Here is a 24470-nt window from a genome sequence, read left to right on the forward strand (position 1 = left end):
GTTTTAAAAATCGAATTTGTAAGACACACTAAATTGAAATGAAGAATTTAAGAAATTATCATCATAATAATCATAATCGTTATCGTCTATATAATCAAAATAGTCATCTCTAATATCTATAAATCCTTGCTTGTATCTAGCTTCTAGACTTAAACCGAATTTAAATTCGTATCCAATTCCTCCAAATAAAGAAAAGTCTATAGGAGTTATTTCATCGTAATCAGAATCATCAGATATATTTACTTCAACACTTGGACCAACTATAAAATGCAAACCAATATTTGGTACCACAAAAAATTTGTTAGCAACTGACATTCCTACATAATGAATATTAAAATTATCTCCTTCCATATGAATAACGTCACCATAATAAGGATCATAATAAGCATAATCGTTTCGTTTAAATCCTTGGTTTGAATAAGTTAATTCTGGTTGTAACTCATAAAATCTTGCAAAATGAATATTTGCAAACATAGCTCCATTAAATCCTACTTTTCTTTCAGTATTATCAATGTTTGTAATATTCGATAAATTTATTCCCATTCTTAATCCTGGGCGAACTTTTACTTGAGAGAAAGTAGGTAAACTTATTGCAACAAAGGCAATTGCTAAAAATAATTTTTTCATTGGGTAATTGATTTTAAGTTGATTTCTAGTTTAATATTATTGTGTTTTATTGATATTTGCTCTGCAATATTATCACTTATTTCTAAGAATAAAAAAGCTACTTTTTCTTTCCCGTTATTAGCTCTGACAACTTGAGTTAATTGGTTTTTATTGAAATAGTAATAATATTTTTTATTGTTAATTGTAGATTCAAAAATACGATTATTATCTTCTGTAAAAGAATTTGAAACATGAAGATTTTCGGTAATTAACACTTTAAAATCTTTGTTTAACATGTTAATGAGAATTTTTTTATTAAGCTCGTCTAGAATATAATTTACTTTAAAAGAATCTCCATTAAAAGAAAAATCGAAAAGTTTATTTCCCATTTCTGTTGTAAATGCTATTCTATGTTCTTGTTTATCAACTTTTTTAATAATTAAAAGGCCTCCAAAAGAATTATTATAAATATCTATGGATGTTTTATAAACGTAATCTATTGATTCGTCTGAAAAATAAGGGTTTACTATATTTTTTGATGCCGAACTAACTAAATGAAAGTTTTGATTTTTAGGATAACTACCACAAGAAACTAAAATAAAATATATGCTAATTAGTAAAAATCGCATCAGCAAGAGGTTTGTTTAATTCTTTATTTGTGAAAACGATTTTAGTAAAATCTCCAGAAGGCTCTATCATTTTTACTTCAACAACATCTCCTTTAGAATTGAAAGTTATATGAAATGCATCTATGTATTTTGAAGATTTTTTATCTTTAGGTATAAAATAAACGAGGCTATTTGTATCAGTTTTAAAATATTCAATATTAAAAGCTTCATCATCAAACATATCTCCTTTTATGCTATTAATAATCAAACTATTTAATTGCTTAAACAATTTGTTAGAACCCATATCTACTTGATTTTTTTTGCCTTCGTCGTTAATGTAAAGGGTTTCGTTTCTAAAAATAACAGTGTATTTATAAGGATCTACATATTCCCATTTAACTAAATTAGGCGTTTTAAAAGCTAAGGTTCCTTTGGTGATTATATCGTTCGATAAAAAATCTAAATGTTTGTATTGTGTGAAATCACTTGAAATAGTTTTAGTTGTCAACGCTTGGTTTTTTACTAATGTTTTTAAAGATTGAGCTTCTGGAGCAGACATTTTTGTTTGCGCCTGAACCATGACAGAAATAAAAAATATAAGAAAAACAATACTACGCATAAGGTTCTATATTAAACAAACTATCTATAGTAACAGCTTGTAAATTTTGCTTTTGTAAAATTAACAATAACTGTTCCAAAACCCATAATGTTTTTTCATTTGAATCATGAAGTAAAATAACATCCCCTTTTTTTAGGTTTTTGGAAGCTCGTTTTAAAATGGATTCTTTACTTAAGTTTGTAGTATCTAAAGAGCGTTTATTCCATCCAATAGCTATTAGGTTAGTTTCTTTCAATGCTTTTTTAATTCTAGGATTTGTAACGCCAAAAGCAGGTCTGTAAAGTTTTAATTTTAACCCTGTTTTATCTGAAACTAATTTATTGGTTTGTTTTAATTCTAAAATGACTTTTTCAGTACTAAAAAACCCGAACATATTATCGTGTGAATAGGTGTGGTTTCCAACGGTATGGCCTTCTTTAATGATTCTTTTGAAAAGTTCAGGATAAGCTTCAACATACTTTCCTATACAGAAAAATGTGGCTTTGACTTGATATTGTTTTAAAAGTTCCAAGACTTTAGGAGTGAGTTCTACATTTGGACCATCGTCAAAAGTAATAGCAACTTGATTTTTTGAAATGGAAGGATTACAGTTAAGAGAATTTATATGATAATTCCAACCAATCAATCCAGAGCCTAAGGCAGTTATTGATAACCAAATAAAACCTAACAAAAGAAACCACCAAAAAGAGATGCTAAATAAAAAGTAAGTCACAATTAAACCTATTAAAACAATAAGTGAAAATATGTTTACAGTTTTAAAGTTTAGCATGTTTTAAGTAAAGTGAAACTATGATTTTCTCCACGATACTGATTATAAAGTAAGATGTATTTATAGGAAGAAGTTTCTTTTTTATTTAGTTTTAAGATCTCAGGAAGTGTTTGTGTTTTCAATATTTTTAAAGCTACCCAAATACCCATAGGTGAAACTGTATTGAATTCGCCAAAAAGATGTTTGTAGCAAATTTGTTGTGTGTTATTAAAGATGGTTGAAGTTAGTTCATTATAAAATCCATCAAATTTAAAATCACCATTATTTCCTAAAACAACAGCATCTATATCTTCGATATCCAAGTCGTTTTCTTTTAAAAAACTTAAAACTAATTCAGAAACCTCATTTTGAGATAAAGTATTATATATTTTAACTGAAACGACTTCAGCATAAGTTGATTCTTGTTTTTTATTGGCTAGCACAAAAAAACTAGCTCCTTCGCTAAACATAGACCCACTAGATTTAGATTCTAATAAGGTATTTGTTGTTACTTTTTCCTCTTTAATATGATGGATTAATTTATGTAGTTTGGTAGTATGCTCTCCTAATTCATCAACGCCACCAATTAAAATATTTTGAGCTTCATCTAATTCTATTTGAAGTTTGGCATCTAATAAAGCAGATTCAAAGGAATTACTTCCATGCACATAAGTAAAATTATAACCTTTACATTGAAGTTCTAAGGCTATCTGTCCACCAACGGTATTGTGTGTAGATTGAATAAAGGATGTTGGTGTTAAAAACTGCTCGTTGTTATCAATAATACCACTTAAAAACTTTTCAGAATCACGTAAACAACCCATTCCAGTTCCAGTAATTATAGCGTCTACATTTTTTAAATTAGCTTCTTTTATAGCCATTTTAGAAGCTGCCACTCCCATTTTTATGCCTTTTGCCATACGTCTTGCAGCAGCAGGAGGAATGAAGTCTTTATAAACAGGTTCTACAGCATATACTACTTGGTCTTCATGAATAATAACCTCGTCTAAAAACTCCGAATTATCGAATGTTTTTTGAGCTGAAATACAAGCTATGCTATTGATGTAGACTTTTTTCATAGTTTAACCAATTATTGTTCTTTAGAAAATATGACTGTTGAACAATTTCCACCAAAACCAAAGGAATTAGACATAACCGTTTGTAATGTTTTTTCTTTAAGCTTTAGTTGAGGTGTTATACTGAATTCTTTCATTTGAGTTTTAAAATTCAGATTTGGATAAATCACATTGTTTTGTAATGCTAAAATAGAATAAACAGCTTCTATAGCTCCAGCAGCAGCAAGAGTATGTCCTGTATATGCTTTTGTGGAGCTGAATTCAGGAACATTTTCACCAAACACTCGAATGATTGCTCTACCTTCAGATAAATCGTTATTTCCAGTAGCTGTTCCATGCGCATTAATGTAATCTATATCTTTAGCAGAATAACCAGCTACTTGTAAAGCTTTTTCCATGGCTAAAGTAGCTCCATCTCCATGATCTGATGAAGCAGTTTGGTGGAACGCATCATTCGCATTTCCATAACCTTTTATATATGCTAATACATTTTTATTTTCAGCTTTTACAACAGCATCAGATTCTAAAACTAAGTAAGCAGCTGCTTCACCTAAATTTAGCCCCTTTCTATTTTCGTCAAATGGTGTATTGTAAGTGTCTGAAAGAATCATTAAGGTTTTAAAACCATTAATGGTGAATTTAGACATACAGTCTGAACCTCCAACAATCACTCGATCTAATTGCCCAGATTTTATTAGCCTTGCTCCAAGCATGATGGCATTTGCGGCAGACGAGCAAGCTGTGCTAATAGTTGTTACTAGACTTTTATTTATACCTAATTGTTCGGCTATTTTTTGAGAGGAATCTCCAGCATGATGACCTTCAATATATTTATAATTTCTGTCACTTTCCAGATACTCGTAATAATACTGTTCAGTCATGTCCATTCCTCCAACACTTGTTGCTGAAACTAATCCAGTTTTATATGTATTGATGTCTTTAATACCAGCATTTGCAACAGCTTCTTTAGCAGCTAACACTCCTAGTAGTCCAGTTCTAGAATAATTGTTATCTGGAGATAAATCTAATAGTTGTTCTAGTTCAGAATTAGTATAAGCAATTTCACCAACCATAATCTCATCTTTATGAATGGTATCAATTTTTGAAATTCTAGAAATCCCTTTTTTAGCTTCAACAAGCGACTGAAAATTTTCTGCAACATTGTTTCCAATAGCAGAAATTATTCCCATTCCAGTTATAGCAATTCCTTTACTCATACTTATTTACTGCCTTTCGGCTCTGCCCAAGATAAACTTCAGCAGGAATTTATTAATTAAATATAAATTGGTTTACTTCGAGTTTACTATCTACACAGGAATTTGTTTATTTAGATCTATGCTCAGTAATGTAGGCAGCCATTGTATTGATAGATTCAAAAATAGCACGACCTTCTTTTGGGTCTGTTAATTTTATACCATAGTTTTTATCCAGCATAACAATAAGTTCTAAAGCATCAATAGAATCAAGTGCTAAACCATCTCCAAAAAGCATGTCATCATCTGCAATATCTTCTACTGTCATATCTTCAAGGTTTAATTGCTCGATAATGTTTTCTTTTAATTCTTGTTTTAAAGCTTCCATATTATGTATTATATAATGTTATTATGTTCTGTTTATTGTGTTCTAATGTACCTTCTTTTGAAACCAAATATAAAAAGGCTTCATAATTTTCTCCTTCTAATTCTACCCATCCACAAAGCACTGATTCTGCTTTATTTGTGTCTAACAGACTATTTGAATTTGCAATTAGATGTTCTGCATTAAAGTGTTCAAAGATAAAAAAACTATTTTCAGTATATAGTTTATATTTAATACTTATCTCACCAAGACAAATATTAGGTAAGGTATATACAAAAACAGCTGGACTTGGAAAATAATTATCTTTATGCTGTATGGCTTTTTGGTGCGATATATCTGTATCTAAACTTGAAGCTTTATTAGAAAACACCAATGCTATATTATTGTTGTTTTCCACATTTAAGTTTTGTTTTTTGAGTAAAATATCTGCTGCCAAAAAAGCTAACTTACTCAAGTTATCCATTTTAAAAAACTTTGGATATTTTGTATTTTGTGCTTTGTAAGCAGCTTTTATGAAATTTGTAAAAATTGAATGCTCTTCAATAAATATAACAGAACCATTTAAAGAAACTTGATTATTCTTTATATGAATATAAGATGATATGTTATATTTAGAATTCAATTTATAGTTCCTTTTTTTTACAAACTAGAATGGTATGATATTCTCCAACAGCTATATCTTCTTTTAATTCTAATCCAGCTTTATCAATTAACTTCATAAATACTTTTGCTGAATACATTTTAGAATTACCATTTGCCATAACTGTAAAGTAAAGTGATGTAGCTTCAAGAGCAAATTTGGCATTATCAAATCGTTGACGATCTGTAAATGTTTCCATGATTAGAATTTCACCATCATCTTTTATTGCTGCAGCACAAGCTTTTAAGATGGTTAAAATTTCTTCTTCAGAAAAACAATCCAAAAATTGACTCATCCAAATGGTATCTGCACCTTTTGGTAGTTGAGGATTTTCAGACAACCAATCTATTTCATGATGTGTTACTCGATCTTGAAAACCAGCTTCTTTGATATTATTTAAAGCAATTTTTAATTGTCCTGGTAAATCGACCATTTTTATAGAAACAGTATCGTTGTATCTACTACCGCTAATAGCAAATTTTCCAGTGTTTGCACCAACATCGTATATGGTTTTTGGGTTGTTTCTAAAAACGGTTTCTAAGGCTTCTTGAAACACATCGTCAGAATAATGATGATCAAATTCAAACCATGCTTTTTGAACTTCAGGTGTTAGTTGAGATAGACCTTCGTAAACCGTATTCCAATTCCCTAATACTTTTAATCCTGCTGGTTTTCCTGTTTTAATGGCTTCATTTAAATAAAATAAGCCTTGATAACAAACATCTTGAGTGAAGTTAATATTGACATCAACTGTTTTATGATAATTTAAATAATAACCTATAGTTGTTAATTCATAGTTATCATTTTCGTTTTTTGAAACAATATTAGAACTTTCAGAAATTTCTAGTAAAACACCTACTCCATATGCGCTAAGCGATAATTCTTTTGCAATTTCTTCTATAGAAATACCTCCTTTTTTTCTTCTTTCAAAAATTAAATCGAAAATACCAAGTTTACGTAATGAAACAACAGCTTGAAAGACAAATGGAGCAAAAGCAATTTTTTGTGCTTCTTGAATTGCATCTATAGCTTTAATTGAGTTTTTAGACATGATTTTTAGTTTGGTTTGATTTTTTAAATATGATGGCTGTATTGCAACCTCCAAAACCAGAAGCGGTTTTTAAAAAGGTATTCAATTCTTTTGATGTGGTTTTTTTAATAACATTGATTGGTTTTGAAACTCCTAATTTTTTAAATCCTTTCGAAGCGTAAAGCGTGTTGTTGTTTAAAGAGTGCATTCCAACGATGGTTTCCAATAATCCAGATGCACCTAAGGTATGACCGAAATAGCCTTTTAAACTATTTAATGGAACATCTTGTAACTCTAATCTGTTAATAGCAATGGCTTCCATTTCATCGTTGAACATGGTTGCTGTTCCATGAGCAGAAATATAATCGATATCTCTTGCTGTCATGTTTGCTTGAGTTAATGCAGCTATCATGCTTTTGTATAAACCTTCACCTGTTCTTGAAGGACCAGAAATATGGTTGGCATCGTTACAAGAACTTTCGCCAAGAATTTCAACGGCTTCTTTTGAAAGATTAGAACTATTAGTTACTAGAACACTTGCTGCAACTTCGCCAATATTAATTCCTGATCTATTTTTATCGTAAGGTTTACAAGGCTCATTACTTAATGCCTGAAACGAATTGAAACCAGATAGAATAAATTCAGTAACAACATCTCCACTTACAATAAAAACATGGTCATACATGTTTTGTTGAATATATCTTTTTGCAATGGCAACTGATAAAATACCAGAAACACAAGCGTTAGAAACTATAATAGCTTCGTTTTTAAAGCCAAAAAATTCTTTGATATTATTTCCTAATTCACTTAAATAAGCACGTTCTTTTGGAAATGGATTATTGTCATCTAAGGCATCTATATTGCCTTTAGTTGTTGAAATAATTAAGCCAACACGATCGTTTATTTCAATATTGGAAGTTTTGACAACTTCGTTTAAAGACGTTATCATCATCTTTTCTAATCTCGTATAATCTTCTTTAGGTTGAAGTTTTTTAAATGCTTCGTTCAGTTTTTTAGAATCAATTAAAGCTGAGTAGAAAGGTTCTGGAAGAGCTTGTGAATTTTCAATTAACTTTAAACCAGACACTTCGTTATGTACATTTTCAACAACAGTTTTGCTGTCAAAACCTAGTGACGAAATAATGTTGTTATATGATAGATATGTTCTATTCATCCAATAAACCTTCACTTTTTTTCCAATCCATAAAGAAAGAAGGAATGGTTAACCACAAATCACCTTCACCTATTTTATCTACAAACACCTGAATGGTTTCTCCAGTACAAACTAATTGTTCATTCTGATTATAAATTTCATAACGGAATATCATTTTAGCAGCTTGACTATCTACATAAATGGTTTTAATAGTAGCAATATCACCATATCTTAAAGGTAGTTTATGGTCTGTACTTGATTTTACAATAGGAGTTGCAAAGCCATATTTTTTTTGATCTAAATAAGAAATACCATGATGTCTTCCAAAAGCTTCACGACCATCTTCGAAATACTGTATGTAATTGCCATGCCAAACAATTCCCAAAGGATCTGTTTCTACAAAGCGAACACGTACTTGACTTGTATGCGTAATTTCTTTTGGTTTAGGCTGTGTTTTTCTTTTCATTATAAACTATGGCAATTGATGTGGTTGCTATAAAAAACAAGAATAGTAATGTAATTTCTGGTAAAATATCTAATAGAGAACCATGACGCAAAAATACATCGTAAAATGCATTTAAACCCCAATTCATTGGCGAAATATTAGAGAGTGTTTGCATGAATTTTGGCATAATAAATACGGGAACCCAAACACCACCAAGAGCTGCTAATATAACGACAAACGTTGCCCCAAAAGGAGCTGATTGTTCTTGTGTTTTTGCAATGGTTCCTAATAATAATCCTAAGCCAATAGCAGCTAATCCAGCAAAAATGGCTACTATAAAGAGGAGTGGTAATCTCCCAGAAATATCTAATGTTGGTAAGCCAATAGCTGGGAATAAATAGACTCCAACTAACAACATTAACACAAATTGAATAAGGCAAACTACTAGGTAAATAAGTGTTTTTCCACCTAAAACGGCTGCATAAGACACAGGATTTGTACGTAATCTAACAAATGTTCCTTGACTTTTTTCTTTAACAATGTTGATTGAAAGTGGTACTATTATAAAAAAGATGGCAAACAAAGTCCAAGCTGGAACGTTATGTTGAACCGAGTTTGGAATATATTCTTCGTTGTCTTTTTTAGGTAGTATCTCTTTAAATATGATAAAGTTTTCTGTTTCAAATATAGCTTCTGTTGGATCGTCGGTAATTTCTTCTTGAAAGGCTTTATAAATAGACTCTGTTTCTATTTTTGACACCATTTTATCAATGCCATTTTTCACAGAACTTTTAAAAGTCATTTGAGTAGCAGGATCGAAGTAAAGTTTCACTTCTTTACTTTCAATAGTTGCTTTAGGAAGACTATCTGATTCTTCAAGACCAAATTTTTCAATAATACCATCGACATTTTGTGCTACTTTTTGTTCCAATCCAGTCGTTAAGTTTTCAGGAATAATAATAGCTAATTGATATTTTCCTTTAAAGACAAGATCTTTTGCTATATCTTCGGAGTTTTTTATATTTACTTCAAATGTATTCGATTCTTCTAATCCTTTTAAGATGGTTTCTGAGACATTGCCTTGATCATTATTAACAACTAGAATAGGAATTTTAGCATCTGTAACCGTTTTAAACGTACTGTCTTGAATTAAAGTAATGGTTACAATTAAGACTAAAGGCATAACAAATAGGATGGCAATACCTCCAATATCTCTGATGAGTAATAAAAACTCTTTATATGCTGAAGCCATTAATTTATGCATGATCTCTTAAGGCTTTTCCAGTTATACTTATAAAAACATCTTCCAGATTGTGTGAACCTTTGCTAGTTTCAATTAACTCTTTTGGTTTCCCTTTAATAATTAATTTTCCGTGATCTATTATGGCTACTCGTGTACAAAAAGTTTCAGCTTCATTTAAGTGATGCGACGTGTAAATGATTGTAGTTCCATTTTTATTTAATTCTTGAAGGAATTCAATAATCACGTTTTTTGATTGTACATCCACTCCAACCGTTGGTTCATCTAAAAACAACACTTTAGGATTGTGAAGAATGCTTGCAATTAAATTAACACGACGTTTCATGCCTCCAGAAAATGTATCAATTTTCTTATTGGAAAATGATAGAAGTCCTAGATGTTCTAGAGATTTGTTTATTTTTTCGTCAAGAGATTTTCCTTTTAAACCATACATACTTCCAAAATATTTTAAATTTTCGAAAGCTGTTAACGAAGGATACAAAGCATACTCTTGAGGAACAATACCTATAAGTTGCTTCAGTTGGTTTTTATTTTTTTGATAAGTTAAACCATCAATAGAGAAGGAGCCTGATGTTGGTTTAATAAGAGAACATAAAATAGAAATCAATGTGGTTTTTCCGGCTCCATTTGGGCCTAATAAACCAAAAATTTCTTTTTCATGAATGAGCAGGTTTAAATCAGATAACGAGTAATTATCTGCATTTTTATATTTTTTAGATATGTGCTCAATGTTTATCATATTACTTAATTGCCAATTTTAATTTTTTAAAGAAGATTTCTTCTTTATCTGCAATTACTTCTAATTGAAGAGCTACATGGTTGTAAGCATCTTCTTTAGCACTTCGGTTTTTATAAATTCTTGAAGCATCTACAGCAAAATCACGCCATGAATCACCAATCAATGTCATTTCTTTTGACAGCTCAGAAAGGTCTGGCTTGTTTAAAATTTTGCTTGATTCTTGTAAGAATGCTGCAAAAATATATCTGAAACCTCCACCACCAGTTCCAATTTCTTCCTGCATTCTAACTATTTGACCCAAGTAATGATTGGCTTTTTTAACACCTTTCTTCTTTGGCCATTTTCTAATAAGTTTGGCAGTATGTCTAATACCTTTAACACCTAAAACAGGAATTGGAGCAAGCATATCTTTACAAGTATGCTTAATGCCTTTAACTATGGCTTTTTCTAAATCTAATTCTTTAGGGAAATCTACAGGATAATAAATATGTCCTTTAGGAGCAAAAGCACCTTTAGCAAAACGAACTTTTTCTAATTCTTTTTCTGTTAGTGTCGTTACCGTTTCCATAACTGGATCGCTAATTAAGTACGTATCGTTTTCTTTTCCGTAAACCACTAAATTATGCGCATTAAAGTGAAAACGATATTCGTCTGGGAAATATACCAAATTATAAACACCAACCTGAAGACCTACTGGATTGTTATTTTTTAAATTCTCATCTAATCTGGCTTTTGCTTGTTGTGGTTTTTTAAACTTTTCACGTTTAATTTTAATGCCAACACGTTTAGCAAAACGTTTAAAAATTATGCCAGGTAAGGCTCTATAAGTAAATGCTGGTGCATGATTAACCATTAAAAATGGAATGTAGCAAAAAAGTAATCCAGAACCTATACCAAAAGCCATAGGTTCGCTAACATTATAGCCATGATGTTTCATTAAATTAGAAATCACACCGTTTTCGCAATGTGCAGATTGATGATGTGTGAAATTAATTTCCATGAAGATTTATGTCTTTTAATTGTTCTATACTAATGTCGAAAACATCGGCATATTTTATTAATAAGTTGTTTGATAGTTTTTGAAATACTTTAGGTTTGAAATGTCTTTTTACACGCCATTTCCATAAACCAACATAACTAGATAAAATTGGAAGGTCCATTTTATGAAACTCCATATAATATTCGATAGGACTTGTTTTATTGTTTAAAACACGTTGCTTAGCATCTTCAACACGTTCATTGATGTCTTCAATAGCTTTATTTAATGCAATGGTTTTTGGGTCCCAACCAGAACTATTAACGGTTGTATATTCGCCATTTTCATCAACAGCATAGCATAATTCTTTAAAATTAGCCGACTCTAAATTGCTTTTATCTTGAGGGACTTCATCTTTTTTCATGAGAGATTATTTAAGTTCCTGAATAACCAAATTTAATTCGCAAGATAGTAATTCTTCTATATGGTGTATGGTTGTAGAGCATTCAATAGTACATAAACTGTAATTGTCTGTGTCAAATCGAGATTTTAATTTTGCACTAGTGATTATTGTACTACCTACTTTAGGACATGAATTAATTTTTACTTTTTTTATGGCACTAATAAAACCTATAAGTTTCACCCCTTTGCCTTCAAAATCATCTTCTTTAAAAAAGCTTTGTCCAACAATTGATGAACAAGTCTGAGCAGCATTTTCTACTAAGCCAACTTCATTAAAAAATCCATTATCATTGAAGATGCAATCTGGTTTTATAGTAAAAGAAGTTGAGACATGTTCTTTATCAATAGACAATACATTGTCCACCATTAAAAATGGTGACCTGTGTGGTAAGAATTTTGCAATATCTAAATTAGATAAATCCATTAGTTAGCAATAACAGTTTTCATTTCACTGGAAGCAATTTCTTCATTCTCTGTGTTAAATACTTTTACAGCAACCATAGTAACGCCATTGAATTCATGTAGAATATCTACTTTAGTAGTTATGATATCATTTAAAACAGGTAGTTTTAAAATGTCTACTTTTTTAATAGAGCCTATATATCCAGTTGGTGCTATTTCTTTTTTAAGAAAAAAATTGAAACCAGTATGAAGTGCTACAGTTTGTGCCATATTCTCAATCAATCCAGATTCCAATAAAAAATTGTCTTTTAAAAACAAATTATCTTCTTTTATTTTAAATGAAGAAGTTACTTTGTTTTCAGAAAAGCCTAATAAAGTATCCACCATTACAAAAGGTGTTTTTTGAGGAATTAAATGAGAAATATCAATTATTGGAAACTGTGGTAAAGCCATTTTAACAAACGGTTAATAATGCATAAGCATAAGCAAAACGAGCGCTTTCTGGAACAGAAAGTAAAATGTTATCTCCTTTTTTTAATTTCCCTGAAGAAACCAATTCATCTAGCATAATATAAATAGAAGCTGCGCCCACATTTCCTACTTTACTTAAATTCATAAACCAGTTTTTCCATGGAATTTCAACTCCTTGTTTTACCATTTCTTCATATAATTTTTCTTTAAAATAATATGAAGAAATATGAGGTAAATAATAATCTATATCATCTGGTTTCAAACCATGTTTTTCAATAGCCTTTTTTAGACTATCTACTCCCTTTACAAGAATATTTTCGCCTAAAAGCTTAACATCCTGTTTCATTGCGAATAATGATTTTTTACTCCATTGATCTGAAGGATATTCGCTCCAAGGTTTTAAAAATCCACTCTCAAGTTTGTCTGCTCCTGCATACATACAGGCATCTAGTTCATGAGCATAAGAAAAACCTTCCATCCATTCAATTTTTAAAGGAAGTTCTCCATTAGGTTCGTTTTCCAATAAAAAAGCTCCTGCACCATCTGAAAGCATCCAGCGCAAAAAGTCTTTATTAAAAGCTAGTATTGGGTTTTCTTCAAGTGTATTTAGATGTTTTAATTCTTCTTCAAATGTGTCTGACATCATCCAAGAAGATGTACGTTCGGAACCTGTACATACAGCATTTTTTGTTTGTCCAGACTTTACGGCTAAAAATCCATATTTTAAAGCATTCATGCCTGAGCAGCAAGCGCCAGAAGGTGAATTTATTTCAGTATTTCCATTTTTTAAAAATCCATGAACCATGGCTGCATGTGAAGGCAATATTTGGTCCGGACTAGAGGTACCACACGATAATAGTTCAATATCATTTGGTTTTAAGCGATTATCGTAAAGCTTTTCTACAGCTTCTTTTGTTAATTGAGCATTGTTATGGGTAATATTTCCATTATCATCAATAGCATAATATCTGGTTTTTATTTGATTGTTTCTTAAAACAATACGTCTTCCTTTAGAAGATTTTCCATCTATCATTCCCAATTTCTCTTCCATTTCGTCATTGCTAATGGGACGATTTGGTAAAAACTTTGATATTTTAGTAATATAAACTTCCTTCATTTTTAAATACCTTCTATTTTAATGCAACAGATGAGTAATAAATCTTATCCTTTTTTATTTTACCATAAAGAGGTAAATAAGTCAACAAAAATAAGATAAATACTATAGGAGCAATAATCCAAATGGCAAATAAAAGATAATAATTAAACATTTTAACGAATAATTGCCGTTTTGATTCATTTTTATGCCCTTTAGAAACAATTAAATGCGCCCATTTAGAAAATAAAATGTTTGCACGTTTATCTACTGTTATTAAAAAAGGATTGATTTTTACAGCTTCATTGTTTAAAAGTTCGTTTTGTAAGGTAGTATAATTATTATTTATAATATGATTTTTTATAACATGACCAAATTTAACAGATTCGTCTATATCTTTTTGGGAGACTCCTGGTTTTGGGAAGATTCCTAAGAAACGTTCTTTTTTGCCAGAAAACATCCATTGTGCAATGGTTATTACACTTATATGGTTGATGTGTCTATCTGCCAAAACAACATTTCCAACTAAATTAGCTTGAAGTTCCTGAAGTTTTTTCTTCATTTTTTCCTGAGCCATAATCCACATATTTCTACAACCAATAACTGTTATTACAGGTGTGTTTGCAAATATTTTTTTAGCGCTAGGAGAGTTTAAAAATGAAGTTGTTGGTAATGATGGAGTTAAATACCAAACAGAATATCCTAAAATAATTAAATCGAATTTTTTATTTAGTATAGCTTCAGGAATTGGTTTAGTTTTTTTAGGCAATTGTAGAAATGTTTCTGGAAAAACGCCAAAAAATTCTGTTTTATTCCAAGGAAATGGAAATGGATTTACCATTTCAATATTAAGAAATGTTAGTTTTGTTTCGTTAGAATTAATGGGTGAAACAATATTATTTACTATTTCTGTTAATTGACCAGATTGTGAATAATGTATAACAAGTACTTCTTTCATTTTATTATTTCATTACATTCCAAAAGTCGAAATAATTAAACCATTGCAATGGATATTTTTTCAGCATCCAACTTACACTTTCTGTATATTCTTTTAATAAACCCTGTGCGTCTCTATGTTTAGCTTGAGACTTTCTTGCATATAAATGGTAATGTTTTTTTGTTTCTTTCATTACATACACAAATAATACAGGAACATTAAGTCTTGAAGCTAATAAGAAGGGTCCAGCAGGAAATTTTGCTTCTTCACCCATAAGTTTTTCAGTTAGAAATTTAGCTCCTTTTATATAACGATCTCCTGTAATGCAAACTATTTCATTTCTAGCTAAAGCAGCATTTACTTCAAAGATATGGGATAAATCGTCCTTTATTAAAATTAATTTAATATTAGATTTTTTCCTAACACTATCTAAATATTCTTTTATAGCAGTATGTTCAATATCTGTTGTTAGTAAGCTAATAGAGGTGTTTTCTTCAAGTATCCCAAAAAAATATTCAGAAATTTCAAAATTACCAACATGAGCACTTATTAAAATTCCTCCTTTTTTTTCTTTTAAGGTTTCATTTATAAAATGAACACCATCAGATTCGTATGTAAACTTATGACTAAGATTTGATGAAATAGCAATCTTATCTAAAATAGTTTGACCAAAAATATAATAGCTTTTAAAAACGCTAATAAAGCTTTTAGTTTTAGAATATTTTAGTCTGTATCTTAGGTAGTAATAAATAGATTTTGTACTATCTTTTGAAAAGAAACAAAAGTATGTAGCTACAAAATATAAAACAAAATACGCTGCACCTATTCCTACTTTCTTCATAAAAAACACGAAGATTTTGTATCCTAGAACGGTTCCTCTGGATTTACCTTGCCATTCTGCAGCCATATATTATGAAGTCTAGTCTTTTAGACTAGTTTATTTTCGATAAGTGTGTAGAAGTCACTTAATGATTTTACATTGATAAAATCTTCCCCAACTAATTTAACGCCAAAATTAGATTCTACAGCAACAACAAGGTCAACAAAATCTAAACTATCTAATTCAAGAGTTTCTTTCAAGTTAGCATCTGGTGAAATATCTTCACTTTCAACTTCAAATTCATCGATAAGAAAGTCGTTTATTTTTTCAATAATAACCTCTTTATTCATTGCAACGCTATATTTTTTTAATTATTAAGGCTGAATTTGTTCCTCCAAATCCAAAAGAATTGGACAAAAATACATCAAATTTTTTATCTAACGTTTTGTTGACTAAATTTAATTTTGCAGCAGCCTCATCGGGTTCTTCTAAGTTTATGTTTGGTGCTATAAAATTATTTTGCATCATGAGTACAGAATATAATACTTCGCTTGCTCCTGCCATCCAACATTCATGTCCTGTCATAGATTTTGTTGAGCTAACGCAAGGTCCATTTTCTCCAAACACTTCAAAAATAGCTTTTGCCTCGTTAGCATCACCAACTGGAGTTGAGGTTGCATGAGCATTTACATATTGAATATCTGATGGATTAATTCCTGCTTGATTTATGGCCATTTTCATGGCTCTTGCAGGACCATCAACATTTGGTGTTGAAATATGATCGCCATTTGAAGAAAATCCATAACCTATTACTTCACCAAGAATGGTTGCGCCTCTTTTTATAGCAGATTCATAAGTTTCTAAAATTAGAGTAGCTGCTCCACCACTTGGCACTAAACCATCTCTATTTTTATCGAATGGTCGAGAAGATTGTTCAGGATTTTCAGTGTTTATAGAAAACACGCCTAACCCATCAAAACTTCCCATAGCTAGTTTATTAATTTCTTGAGCTCCACCACAAATAATACAATCCTGGAGGCCACTTTTTATTAATTGAAAAGCCATTCCAATTGAATGGGAGCCACTAGCACAAGCAGCACTAATGGTAAAGTTAACACCTTTTAATTTGAAGATTGTCGAAAGGTTCATAGTAACTGAAGAGTTCATACCTCTAAAAATAGCTCCAGAACCTACAAGTGTTGTGTCTTTTTTCTCTCTAATAATATCATTGGAATCAATAACGGCTTTTGCAGTACTATCATTCCCATAGATTATACCAATTTCATTTTGATCAAGAAAATCTTGAGACATGTTTGCGTTTTTAAGAGCTTCGAGAGTAGCTACATAAGCATATTCACCTTCTTCACCTAAACTAATTCGTTGTCTTCTTGAAAGCGATTCTTTTAAATTAGGAGCTTTAACCATTCCAGTTAATGGAGATCTATAACCAAATTCAATTCTGTCTGTATCTAATACTATTCCAGATTTCCCTTTGTATAGCGATTCTTTTACTTCATTTAAATTTTCTCCAATACAAGAATAAATTCCCATTCCTGTTATCACAACTCTCTTCATTCTTTAAAATAATTTACGAATAAATTCCTCCATTTATATTAATAACTTCACCTGTAATGTACGACGCTTTTTTAGAAGCTAAAAATGAAACAGCAAAAGCGACCTCTTCAGGCTCTCCAAATCTATTAACGGGAATTAGGTTTTTCAATTCACTTTCATTTAATTCTGAAGTCATATCTGATTTTATGAAACCTGGAGCTACAGCATTTACTGTAATTTTTCTTTTTGCTACTTCTTGTGCCAATGCTTTTGTTGCAGCAACTAATGCTCCTTTCGCAGCCGAATAATTGGTTTGTCCAGCTGTTCCTTTTACTCCAGAAACTGAAGCTACATTTATAATGCGACCAAATCTGTTACGCAACATTTTTTGAATTAAATGGTTTGTTACATTATAAAACCCATTTAATGAAGTATTTATGACATCTTGCCAATCATTTTGTGGCATCCACATAAATAAGCCATCTTTAGTAATTCCTGCATTGTTAACAATAATTTCTATAATAGCATCTTTATTTTTTTCTTGCCAAGTATCTAAAGTTGTCTTTACTTGATTTGCATCAGTTACATTAAATTGTATAATTTCACCAGTATTTCCTTCTGCTTCAACTTCCTTTAAAGTTTCTAAAGCAGCAGATTTGTTACTGTTATAATTTATTAATATATGATAGTCTGAATCTTTAGCTAATTGGACACAAATAGCTTTGCCAATCCCTCTAGATCCACCAGTAATTAAAGCACATTTCATAATAAGTTTAGTTTTTCTTAGTTAGTTTTGAGGAGTAAACTAATTTAATTGAATAGTTCTAAATTATCAAATTCCATATTTTTTAAAACTTCTCCTTTTGTATTTATATATACCCAAGATTTATTATCTTTTACTCTAGCAAGACCATTTAAAAATCCTTTAGGGTTGTTTTTTTGAAATATTGAAAATCCACCTGCTGTAATATCATATTTTTCTTCGATAACTAATTGTCCTTTAGTGTTTATAAATCCCCAATTTTTTGATGATTTAACAGGAGCTAAACCGTCTTCGCTAAAAATTTCAGCATCTTTATACTGAAACATGATAACAACTTCTCCATTTGTATTAATGTATCCCCAAGTTTTATCTTTCATGACAGGAGCTAATCCATTAATAAAAGCACGAGCTTTTTCGTAAGTTGGTTCAATTATCCATTCGCCTTTATTGTTAATGAATCCCATTTTGCCATCTTTTTTGGCGTAAGTGATTTCAGAATTATTTGAAAAATCCCAAATTTCTTCTGCTCCAGAAACTATTTTAAATTCGTTATTAATAATTAAACCATAGTTATCTCCAAGTTGAGCAACTACATTTCCATTATAGTAATTACTAACACCATCATATTCCGTTTTTACTAAATAGTTTCCAGAAGGATCTATTAAACCCCATTTTCCATTTTCTAATACTTTTGAATAACCATTTTCAAAATCGAATGCTTTGGCGAATTTAGGGGTTACAACAACTTCTCCTTTATTATTAATAAAGCCAACATTGTCTCCACTTCTAACAATAGCATAACCATCTTTGAAATCGTATAACTTATCTGTTAAAACATTAGTTAAAGCACGTTCTCCTTTCGGATTGATATAAATCCATTCTTTATCTTTTAGTACAACGGCAATACCTGAATTAAATTCTTTTGTTTTTTCGAATGAAGGCTCAATTACCCATTCTCCTTTACGATTAATAAATCCCCAAGTTTTACCATCGTTTGAAGCTTCAGCTAAATCTTCTGAAAAGTTTTTCGCTACTTCAAATTGAGGGTTAATTTGCCAGTCACCAGATTTTGTAATATAACCATATTTCCCACCTTGATTAGCAAGCGCAAGTTCTTGTGCAAAACCAGAAAAACTTAAGGTTAAGCACATAATTAATAAAATTTTTAATTTCATGATTAATAGCTTTTAATAATTCAAAATAAAGTCCTTAACCTTATTTACATAAGGGTACATAATGACATCTTTTGTAAAGATAGGAACTATATTTCTAATATCATCGTACATCTTTTTAGTTTTTGAAGAGACTTTTTCTTTTACATTTAAATATTCTATTGCTTGGACAATAGTAATCATTTCAATAGCCATTACTTCGAATGCATTTTCAATAACTTTTTTAGTAATTAACGCTGCATTTGTACCCATGCTTACAATATCTTGATTATCGTTATTGTTTGGAATACTATGCACATACATTGGGTTAGAAAGCATTTGGTTTTCAGCAGTTGTTGATGTAGCTGTAAATTGAACTCCTTGCATACCAAAATTTAAACCTAATTTTCCAAGATTAACAAAAGGAGGAAGCATATCGTTTAACCTAGCGTTAAGTAGATAGTTAAGCTGTCTTTCGGAAAGCATGCTTAATTTAGCAACAACAATTTTTAGTTTATCCATTTCTAAAGAGACATAATCTCCATGAAAATTTCCACCATGGTAAACGTGTTCTTGTTCTACATTAACAATAGGGTTGTCATTTGCAGAATTCACTTCTTCAATTAAAATGTTTTCAACATTGTTTAAAGTATCTAAAACAGGGCCTAAAATTTGTGGAACACAGCGTAAAGAATAATATTCCTGAACCTTATCTTCGAAAATTGAAACATCATCATTTTTAGAATATAAATGATGTTCTCTCTTCCTAGTTAAAGTACTATCCTTTAAATGTTCACGCATAGCTTCTGCAATTTTACGTTGCCCAATATGCTTTTTAGAATGATTTAATTCGAATGATAAATGGTCATCATAAGCTTTAACAATTTCATTTATTGCAGCTGATGAAGAAATCATCCAGTCTAATAACCTTCTTGTGTATATTACATTAACAATACCAATTCCAGTCATTACAGAAGTGCCATTCATTAAGGCTAAACCTTCACGTAATTCAACAGAAATTGGTTGTAATTTTTCTATTTTGAAAACGTCTTCTGTGTTTTTTCTTTCACCTTTATAGAATACTTCACCTTCACCAATTAATACTAATGCTAAATGGGCTAATTGTACTAAATCACCACTAGCTCCAACACCACCATGTTGATAAATAAGTGGAGTGATGTTTCTATTAATAAGCTCTGCCATTAATTTAATTACAGAAACATGAACTCCAGAATTACCTAGTGATAAAGTGTTTAATCTGGCAAGCATAGCTGCTTTAACATACATTGGAGCAATAGGCTCTCCAGTACCAGAAGCATGACTTCTTATTAAATTATATTGAAGTTGAATACGTTCAGAATCTTTTATTTTGTATTGTGCCATGGGTCCAAAACCCGTGTTAACACCATAGATTACTTTATCTTCAGAAAATTTTTTTAAAAAAATAAAACTCTTTTCAACAGTCTCTAAAACTTGATTGCTGACTTGTATTTTAGAGTTTTCAAAAATAACTTTATAAAAATCTTCTATTTCTAATTTTCCGTTAAATGTTAGCATCTATATTTTATTCTGTTATTTTTTTAATTTATTTTTATTAACTAAAACTAAAGTAGTTATTTTGGACTGCAAATTTATAATAATAAATGAATTAATACTACAAAGACCATGAGTGATATACATGTTGATGTTTTAATAATAGGAGCAGGACCATCTGGCTGTGTTGCAGCAGCTTATTTAAATAATAAAGGTTTTAATATTAAAGTTGTTGAAAAAAGTGTATTTCCTAGATTTGTAATTGGCGAGAGTTTATTGCCTAGATGTATGGATCATTTTGAGGAAGTTGGTTTGTTAGATTGCTTAAAAGAAGCAAATTTTGAAATAAAAAGAGGCGCACGTTTTTTGCGAGAGGATATTGTTTGTAATTTCGATTTTAGTAAAAAACATACTGAAGGTTGGAATTGGACCTGGCAAGTACCACGTGCTGATTTTGATCATATTTTAGTTAACGATATTATTAAAAAAGGGGTAGATGTTTCTTTCAAGCATGAAGTGGTGGATGTTTCTTTTGCTACAGATGGAACTTCTACAACATTAATAAAAGATACAGAGGGAGAAGGCTATAAAATTAAAGCAAAGTTTATAGTTGACTCAAGTGGTTATGGTCGTGTGTTACCACGTTTATTAGATTTAGAAAAGCCATCATCAATACCTGAACATTCATCCATTTTTGGGCATGTAAAAGATATAAATAGACCAAAAGGAGAAGAAGGAACTCTTATTACTTTTGATGTGTTGGATAAAGATACTTGGTTTTGGGTCATACCTTTTTCAAATGGTAATACTAGTTTAGGATTTGTAGGTAAAAATGAATTTATAGACTCTTTTGAAGGAACAACTTCAGAGCGTCTTCAAAAGATGCTTAAAACATCTGATTATTATTATGAAAGATTTAAAGATGCACCTTTATTATTCGAGCCTAAAAGCATTAGAAACTATTCGAAAGCTGTCAAACAGTTTTATGGGAAAGGGTTTGTTTTAACGGGAAATTCTGCCGAATTTTTAGATCCTGTTTTTTCGTCTGGTGTAACTTTTGCCACAGAATCTGCTTTAAAAGCTGCAAAATTAATAACCAAAGAATTGCAAGGTGAAACAGTTGAATGGGAAGAGGACTATACTAATTACATTAAATATGGTGTAGATGTTTTTGCAACCTATGTAAAAGAATGGTACACAGGAAATTTACAAACTTTATTTTTTCACAGACCTGAAAATCCAGAAGTAAAAAAACAAATTTGTGCTGTTTTAGCTGGATATGTTTGGGATGAAACTAATCCGTTTGTTAAAAAGCACGACAGAATAGTTAGAACACTTGCGCATTTAATTAATATGGAAACAGAAAAAAGCGAATAGAATTTTTTATTCGCTTTTTTTATTAATTCAACACTAAATTTTATTTATTGTTTTTGTACATATCTTTTACTAAAGCTCTTGCAAGTATAATATAAGCATCTGCAATTCGTTGACCTGAATTAAAATCGTATCCAGCATTACCTGCACCTTCAACTTTGGTGTAGTCTACAGAGAAAATAATAGTATCAGGACTATCATTCTTATAAACTGATATAGTGGTTTCAATTTTAGAATTGTGTCTAACAACACCTACATTGTATCCAGGATACATAAACGTTGTGTGGATTTTCATAGTATATTCAGCACTTCCTAAGTCACTATCTACTTTTACTAGACCATCTTTATATCTATCATTAAAAGTTTCAATAAATCTTGGCTCATAATAATTTTCTCTATCAGAAAACCAAGATTCTTTGAATTTTTCTCCAGTTCCTGGCTCTTTTTCATCTCTTTTAGCCATTTTGTCTTCTAAAAATTCTTCTTCAGAATCGTATTTTGGAATTTCTAAATCAGAATAGTCAAAAACAAGAGTATACTCAGAGATGCCTTTTAAATTGTTCCAATTTCCTTTGGTAACATTATCTTTTTGAGAAAACATTAAAGAAGTTGAAAATAATAAAGTAAATAATAATAATTTATTCATGATAATAAGGTTAATTGATTTTGAAGCTAATATAAAGCATCTTTATTAAATGGAACATACGATAAACAACGTATTTTTAACAAATAAATATAATTACAGTAATTATTATTTAAAATAAGGAAAGTTAAAATGTAATAGATTAAACTGTTTGTTCTGCTTTGGCTTTTAGGTTTGTTAACATTTCATTAGTTATATCATCTAATGAAAAAGCGTGTTTCCAGTTCCAGTCATCACGAGCTCTTGAGTCGTCTATACTTTTTGGCCAAGAATCTGCTATTTTTTGTCTGAAATCAGGATTATATGAAATAGTAAACTCTGGAATGTGTTTTTGAATGGATTCAGCAATTTCTCTTGGTGTAAAGCTAACAGCTGATAGATTATAAGAAGATTTAATTTTCACATCGTCTTTTTTGGCGTCCATAATATCTATAGTTGCTTTTATAGCATCGTCCATAAACATCATTGGAAGTTCTGTTTCTTCAGATAGAAAACATTCGTATTTTTTTTCTGCAATGGCTTTGTGGTAAATTTCTACGGCATAATCTGTAGTTCCTCCTCCAGGCATTGTTTTCCAGCTTATTATTCCTGGATAACGTAAACTTCTAACATCTACCCCATATTGCTTGTGGTAATACTCGCACCAACGTTCGCCCACTTGTTTAGTAATACCATAAACTGTAGATGGTTCCATAATAGTATATTGAGGCGTATTTTCTTTAGGTGTCGTGGGTCCAAAAACAGCAATACTTGAAGGCCAAAACACTTTTTTTATAAAGCCTTCTTTTGCTAAATTTAATACATGAAACAAAGAATCCATATTTAAATCCCATGCTTTTCTTGGAAATTTCTCTCCTGTAGCGCTTAACATAGCAGCCATTAAATAAATGGTATTTATTTGGTATTTTTCGATGCAAATTTTAACTGAAGTATAATCTTGCGCATCTACTCTTTCAAAAATACCAGAATTAACTAATTCTACATTGTTATAACTAATGTCACTTGCAATAACATTTTCTGCACCATGGATGCTTCTTAATTTTTGAGTTAATTCTGATCCAATTTGACCACTTGCACCAATTATTAATATTTTTGGAGTCATTTTTTAGAGTAAGTATTAATGTCTTCAAAAATAACAAGTTTTTTACAGTTGTTTTATAAAATTAACTTAAAAATGTTAGTTAAATATTAAACATGTGCTAAACAATAGGATATAAAAAACCGAAATCTATATATTTGCTAATCTTTATCAATATCACATGAAATTAATTCTAAATGTCTTGCTAATAGTATGTTTGTTCTCTTGTAAAGAGAATACAGATAATTCTCTACAAACAGAAGATAATGCAACCATTTCAATTTCTAAAAAAACTCTTCAAAAACTTAATTATACAGATTATGTTTTAGACACAAAAGTTAAAAAAATCACAAGAAACTGGGAAAAATATACAGAATTAGAACGTGTTATAGTAAATTTAAAACAAGGTGACTTGTCTTATTTTAAAGGAAATCAGGAGATATTAGAAGCCTTAATTATTGAACTAAGACAAAACATACCAGAGAAACTAAATTCTCCTGCTATAATGTCGAGGCTTATTACTTTAGAAACAAAAATGTATAAGCTAGAAAGTGTCGTAAATCTTTCTAATTCTACAACAGAAACTTTAATAAATTCTGTAAAAGAAGTACTTGTCTCTTTTTCAAATTTAAACTTTCAAATGAATAAAAAGATTGAAAGAGACTCTCAAAAAATAAAGAAGCCATAGTTTATAGTAGTAAAATATTAAG

Annotated in this window: 29 protein-coding genes; 2 read left to right on the forward strand and 27 right to left on the reverse strand. The window is 30.3% G+C overall.

Annotation, left to right across the window (positions count from 1 at the left end; all coding sequences use genetic code 11):
• Nucleotides 1-3: 3 nt before the first annotated feature.
• The 25 genes from FVF61_RS13385 to FVF61_RS13505 all read right to left on the reverse strand — a co-directional run bounded on the left by FVF61_RS13385 (nucleotide 4) and on the right by FVF61_RS13505 (nucleotide 20689).
• Nucleotides 4-627: a porin family protein gene (locus FVF61_RS13385; RefSeq protein WP_148457247.1), complete on the reverse strand. Its 624-nt coding sequence runs from the start codon at nucleotides 625-627 to the stop codon at nucleotides 4-6.
• Nucleotides 624-1235 carry a hypothetical protein gene (locus tag FVF61_RS13390; RefSeq protein ID WP_148457249.1) on the reverse strand — a complete coding sequence of 204 codons (612 nt, stop codon included), beginning with the start codon at nucleotides 1233-1235 and terminating at the stop codon, nucleotides 624-626. The genes FVF61_RS13385 and FVF61_RS13390 overlap by 4 nt, the downstream gene beginning before the upstream one ends.
• Complete coding sequence (locus FVF61_RS13395; RefSeq protein ID WP_148457251.1) at nucleotides 1216-1833, reverse strand: LolA family protein; 618 nt, start codon at nucleotides 1831-1833, stop codon at nucleotides 1216-1218. Before FVF61_RS13395 ends, FVF61_RS13390 begins: the two co-directional genes overlap by 20 nt.
• On the reverse strand, nucleotides 1826-2602 hold the full coding sequence (locus FVF61_RS13400; RefSeq protein WP_148457253.1) for a polysaccharide deacetylase family protein: 777 nt from the start codon (nucleotides 2600-2602) through the stop codon (nucleotides 1826-1828). The genes FVF61_RS13395 and FVF61_RS13400 overlap by 8 nt, the downstream gene beginning before the upstream one ends.
• A complete protein-coding gene (locus tag FVF61_RS13405) occupies nucleotides 2596-3660 on the reverse strand; it encodes a beta-ketoacyl synthase chain length factor (protein ID WP_148457255.1) in 1065 nt (354 codons plus the stop codon). Before FVF61_RS13405 ends, FVF61_RS13400 begins: the two co-directional genes overlap by 7 nt.
• Before the next feature lie 11 nt (nucleotides 3661-3671).
• Nucleotides 3672-4874, reverse strand: coding sequence for a beta-ketoacyl-[acyl-carrier-protein] synthase family protein (locus FVF61_RS13410; RefSeq protein ID WP_148457257.1), 1203 nt, complete (start codon nucleotides 4872-4874; stop codon nucleotides 3672-3674).
• 106 nt (nucleotides 4875-4980) lie between these two features.
• The gene (locus tag FVF61_RS13415) at nucleotides 4981-5238 is read right to left on the reverse strand and encodes a phosphopantetheine-binding protein (protein WP_148457259.1); all 258 of its coding nucleotides are present in this window, start codon (nucleotides 5236-5238) and stop codon (nucleotides 4981-4983) included.
• A 1-nt stretch (nucleotide 5239) separates the two neighbouring features.
• Nucleotides 5240-5857 carry a 3-oxoacyl-ACP synthase gene (locus FVF61_RS13420; RefSeq protein ID WP_148457262.1) on the reverse strand — a complete coding sequence of 206 codons (618 nt, stop codon included), beginning with the start codon at nucleotides 5855-5857 and terminating at the stop codon, nucleotides 5240-5242.
• Nucleotide 5858: 1 nt separating this feature from the next.
• Nucleotides 5859-6926, reverse strand: coding sequence for a methyltransferase (locus FVF61_RS13425; RefSeq protein WP_148457264.1), 1068 nt, complete (start codon nucleotides 6924-6926; stop codon nucleotides 5859-5861).
• Complete coding sequence (locus FVF61_RS13430; RefSeq protein WP_148457266.1) at nucleotides 6919-8079, reverse strand: beta-ketoacyl-[acyl-carrier-protein] synthase family protein; 1161 nt, start codon at nucleotides 8077-8079, stop codon at nucleotides 6919-6921. Before FVF61_RS13430 ends, FVF61_RS13425 begins: the two co-directional genes overlap by 8 nt.
• Nucleotides 8072-8524 (reverse strand): acyl-CoA thioesterase, encoded by a 453-nt coding sequence (locus tag FVF61_RS13435; protein ID WP_148457268.1) that lies wholly within the window; start codon nucleotides 8522-8524, stop codon nucleotides 8072-8074. The genes FVF61_RS13430 and FVF61_RS13435 overlap by 8 nt, the downstream gene beginning before the upstream one ends.
• Nucleotides 8502-9767, reverse strand: a complete 1266-nt coding sequence (locus FVF61_RS13440; protein ID WP_148457269.1) for an ABC transporter permease — start codon at nucleotides 9765-9767, stop codon at nucleotides 8502-8504. Before FVF61_RS13440 ends, FVF61_RS13435 begins: the two co-directional genes overlap by 23 nt.
• Nucleotides 9760-10503, reverse strand: a complete 744-nt coding sequence (locus tag FVF61_RS13445; RefSeq protein ID WP_148457271.1) for an ABC transporter ATP-binding protein — start codon at nucleotides 10501-10503, stop codon at nucleotides 9760-9762. The genes FVF61_RS13440 and FVF61_RS13445 overlap by 8 nt, the downstream gene beginning before the upstream one ends.
• A gap of 1 nt (nucleotide 10504) precedes the next feature.
• A complete protein-coding gene (locus FVF61_RS13450) occupies nucleotides 10505-11503 on the reverse strand; it encodes a BtrH N-terminal domain-containing protein (protein WP_148457273.1) in 999 nt (332 codons plus the stop codon).
• Complete coding sequence (locus tag FVF61_RS13455; protein WP_148457275.1) at nucleotides 11493-11903, reverse strand: hypothetical protein; 411 nt, start codon at nucleotides 11901-11903, stop codon at nucleotides 11493-11495. Before FVF61_RS13455 ends, FVF61_RS13450 begins: the two co-directional genes overlap by 11 nt.
• A 6-nt stretch (nucleotides 11904-11909) precedes the next feature.
• A complete protein-coding gene (locus FVF61_RS13460; protein WP_148457277.1) occupies nucleotides 11910-12365 on the reverse strand; it encodes an ABC transporter permease in 456 nt (151 codons plus the stop codon).
• Nucleotides 12365-12796: a hypothetical protein gene (locus FVF61_RS13465; protein ID WP_148457279.1), complete on the reverse strand. Its 432-nt coding sequence runs from the start codon at nucleotides 12794-12796 to the stop codon at nucleotides 12365-12367. The genes FVF61_RS13460 and FVF61_RS13465 overlap by 1 nt, the downstream gene beginning before the upstream one ends.
• Before the next feature lies 1 nt (nucleotide 12797).
• Nucleotides 12798-13931 carry a beta-ketoacyl-ACP synthase III gene (locus tag FVF61_RS13470; RefSeq protein ID WP_148457281.1) on the reverse strand — a complete coding sequence of 378 codons (1134 nt, stop codon included), beginning with the start codon at nucleotides 13929-13931 and terminating at the stop codon, nucleotides 12798-12800.
• Between the two features lie 13 nt (nucleotides 13932-13944).
• Nucleotides 13945-14865, reverse strand: a complete 921-nt coding sequence (locus tag FVF61_RS13475) for a dialkylrecorsinol condensing enzyme DarA (RefSeq protein ID WP_148457283.1) — start codon at nucleotides 14863-14865, stop codon at nucleotides 13945-13947.
• Nucleotides 14866-14869: 4 nt separating this feature from the next.
• Nucleotides 14870-15751 (reverse strand): LpxL/LpxP family acyltransferase, encoded by an 882-nt coding sequence (locus tag FVF61_RS13480; protein ID WP_148457285.1) that lies wholly within the window; start codon nucleotides 15749-15751, stop codon nucleotides 14870-14872.
• Between the two features lie 20 nt (nucleotides 15752-15771).
• Entirely contained in the window at nucleotides 15772-16014 is a 243-nt protein-coding gene (locus FVF61_RS13485; protein WP_148457287.1) for an acyl carrier protein, read from the reverse strand.
• 7 nt (nucleotides 16015-16021) lie between these two features.
• A complete protein-coding gene (locus FVF61_RS13490) occupies nucleotides 16022-17239 on the reverse strand; it encodes a beta-ketoacyl-[acyl-carrier-protein] synthase family protein (protein WP_148457289.1) in 1218 nt (405 codons plus the stop codon).
• A 13-nt stretch (nucleotides 17240-17252) separates the two neighbouring features.
• Nucleotides 17253-17984 (reverse strand): 3-oxoacyl-ACP reductase FabG, encoded by a 732-nt coding sequence (gene fabG / locus FVF61_RS13495; protein ID WP_148457291.1) that lies wholly within the window; start codon nucleotides 17982-17984, stop codon nucleotides 17253-17255.
• A 44-nt stretch (nucleotides 17985-18028) separates the two neighbouring features.
• Nucleotides 18029-19156: a WG repeat-containing protein gene (locus FVF61_RS13500; RefSeq protein WP_148457293.1), complete on the reverse strand. Its 1128-nt coding sequence runs from the start codon at nucleotides 19154-19156 to the stop codon at nucleotides 18029-18031.
• A 12-nt stretch (nucleotides 19157-19168) separates the two neighbouring features.
• On the reverse strand, nucleotides 19169-20689 hold the full coding sequence (locus tag FVF61_RS13505) for an HAL/PAL/TAL family ammonia-lyase (protein WP_148457295.1): 1521 nt from the start codon (nucleotides 20687-20689) through the stop codon (nucleotides 19169-19171).
• A 108-nt stretch (nucleotides 20690-20797) separates the two neighbouring features.
• On the opposite strand from FVF61_RS13505, the gene FVF61_RS13510 reads away from it, so the two are divergent.
• Entirely contained in the window at nucleotides 20798-22042 is a 1245-nt protein-coding gene (locus tag FVF61_RS13510) for an NAD(P)/FAD-dependent oxidoreductase (RefSeq protein ID WP_148457297.1), read from the forward strand.
• Nucleotides 22043-22082: 40 nt separating this feature from the next.
• Here the strand turns inward: FVF61_RS13510 and FVF61_RS13515 are convergent, their stop codons facing one another.
• Both FVF61_RS13515 and FVF61_RS13520 read right to left on the reverse strand, forming a co-directional pair.
• Entirely contained in the window at nucleotides 22083-22685 is a 603-nt protein-coding gene (locus FVF61_RS13515; protein ID WP_148457299.1) for a hypothetical protein, read from the reverse strand.
• 139 nt (nucleotides 22686-22824) lie between these two features.
• The gene (locus FVF61_RS13520) at nucleotides 22825-23784 is read right to left on the reverse strand and encodes an NAD-dependent epimerase/dehydratase family protein (protein WP_148457301.1); all 960 of its coding nucleotides are present in this window, start codon (nucleotides 23782-23784) and stop codon (nucleotides 22825-22827) included.
• Between the two features lie 157 nt (nucleotides 23785-23941).
• Between FVF61_RS13520 and FVF61_RS13525 the strand changes: the two genes are divergently transcribed.
• Nucleotides 23942-24448, forward strand: a complete 507-nt coding sequence (locus tag FVF61_RS13525) for a hypothetical protein (protein ID WP_148457302.1) — start codon at nucleotides 23942-23944, stop codon at nucleotides 24446-24448.
• The last annotated feature ends 22 nt before the right edge of the window (nucleotides 24449-24470 follow it).

Source organism: Xanthomarina maritima (genome assembly GCF_008084905.1).
GTDB lineage: Bacteria > Bacteroidota > Bacteroidia > Flavobacteriales > Flavobacteriaceae > Xanthomarina > Xanthomarina maritima.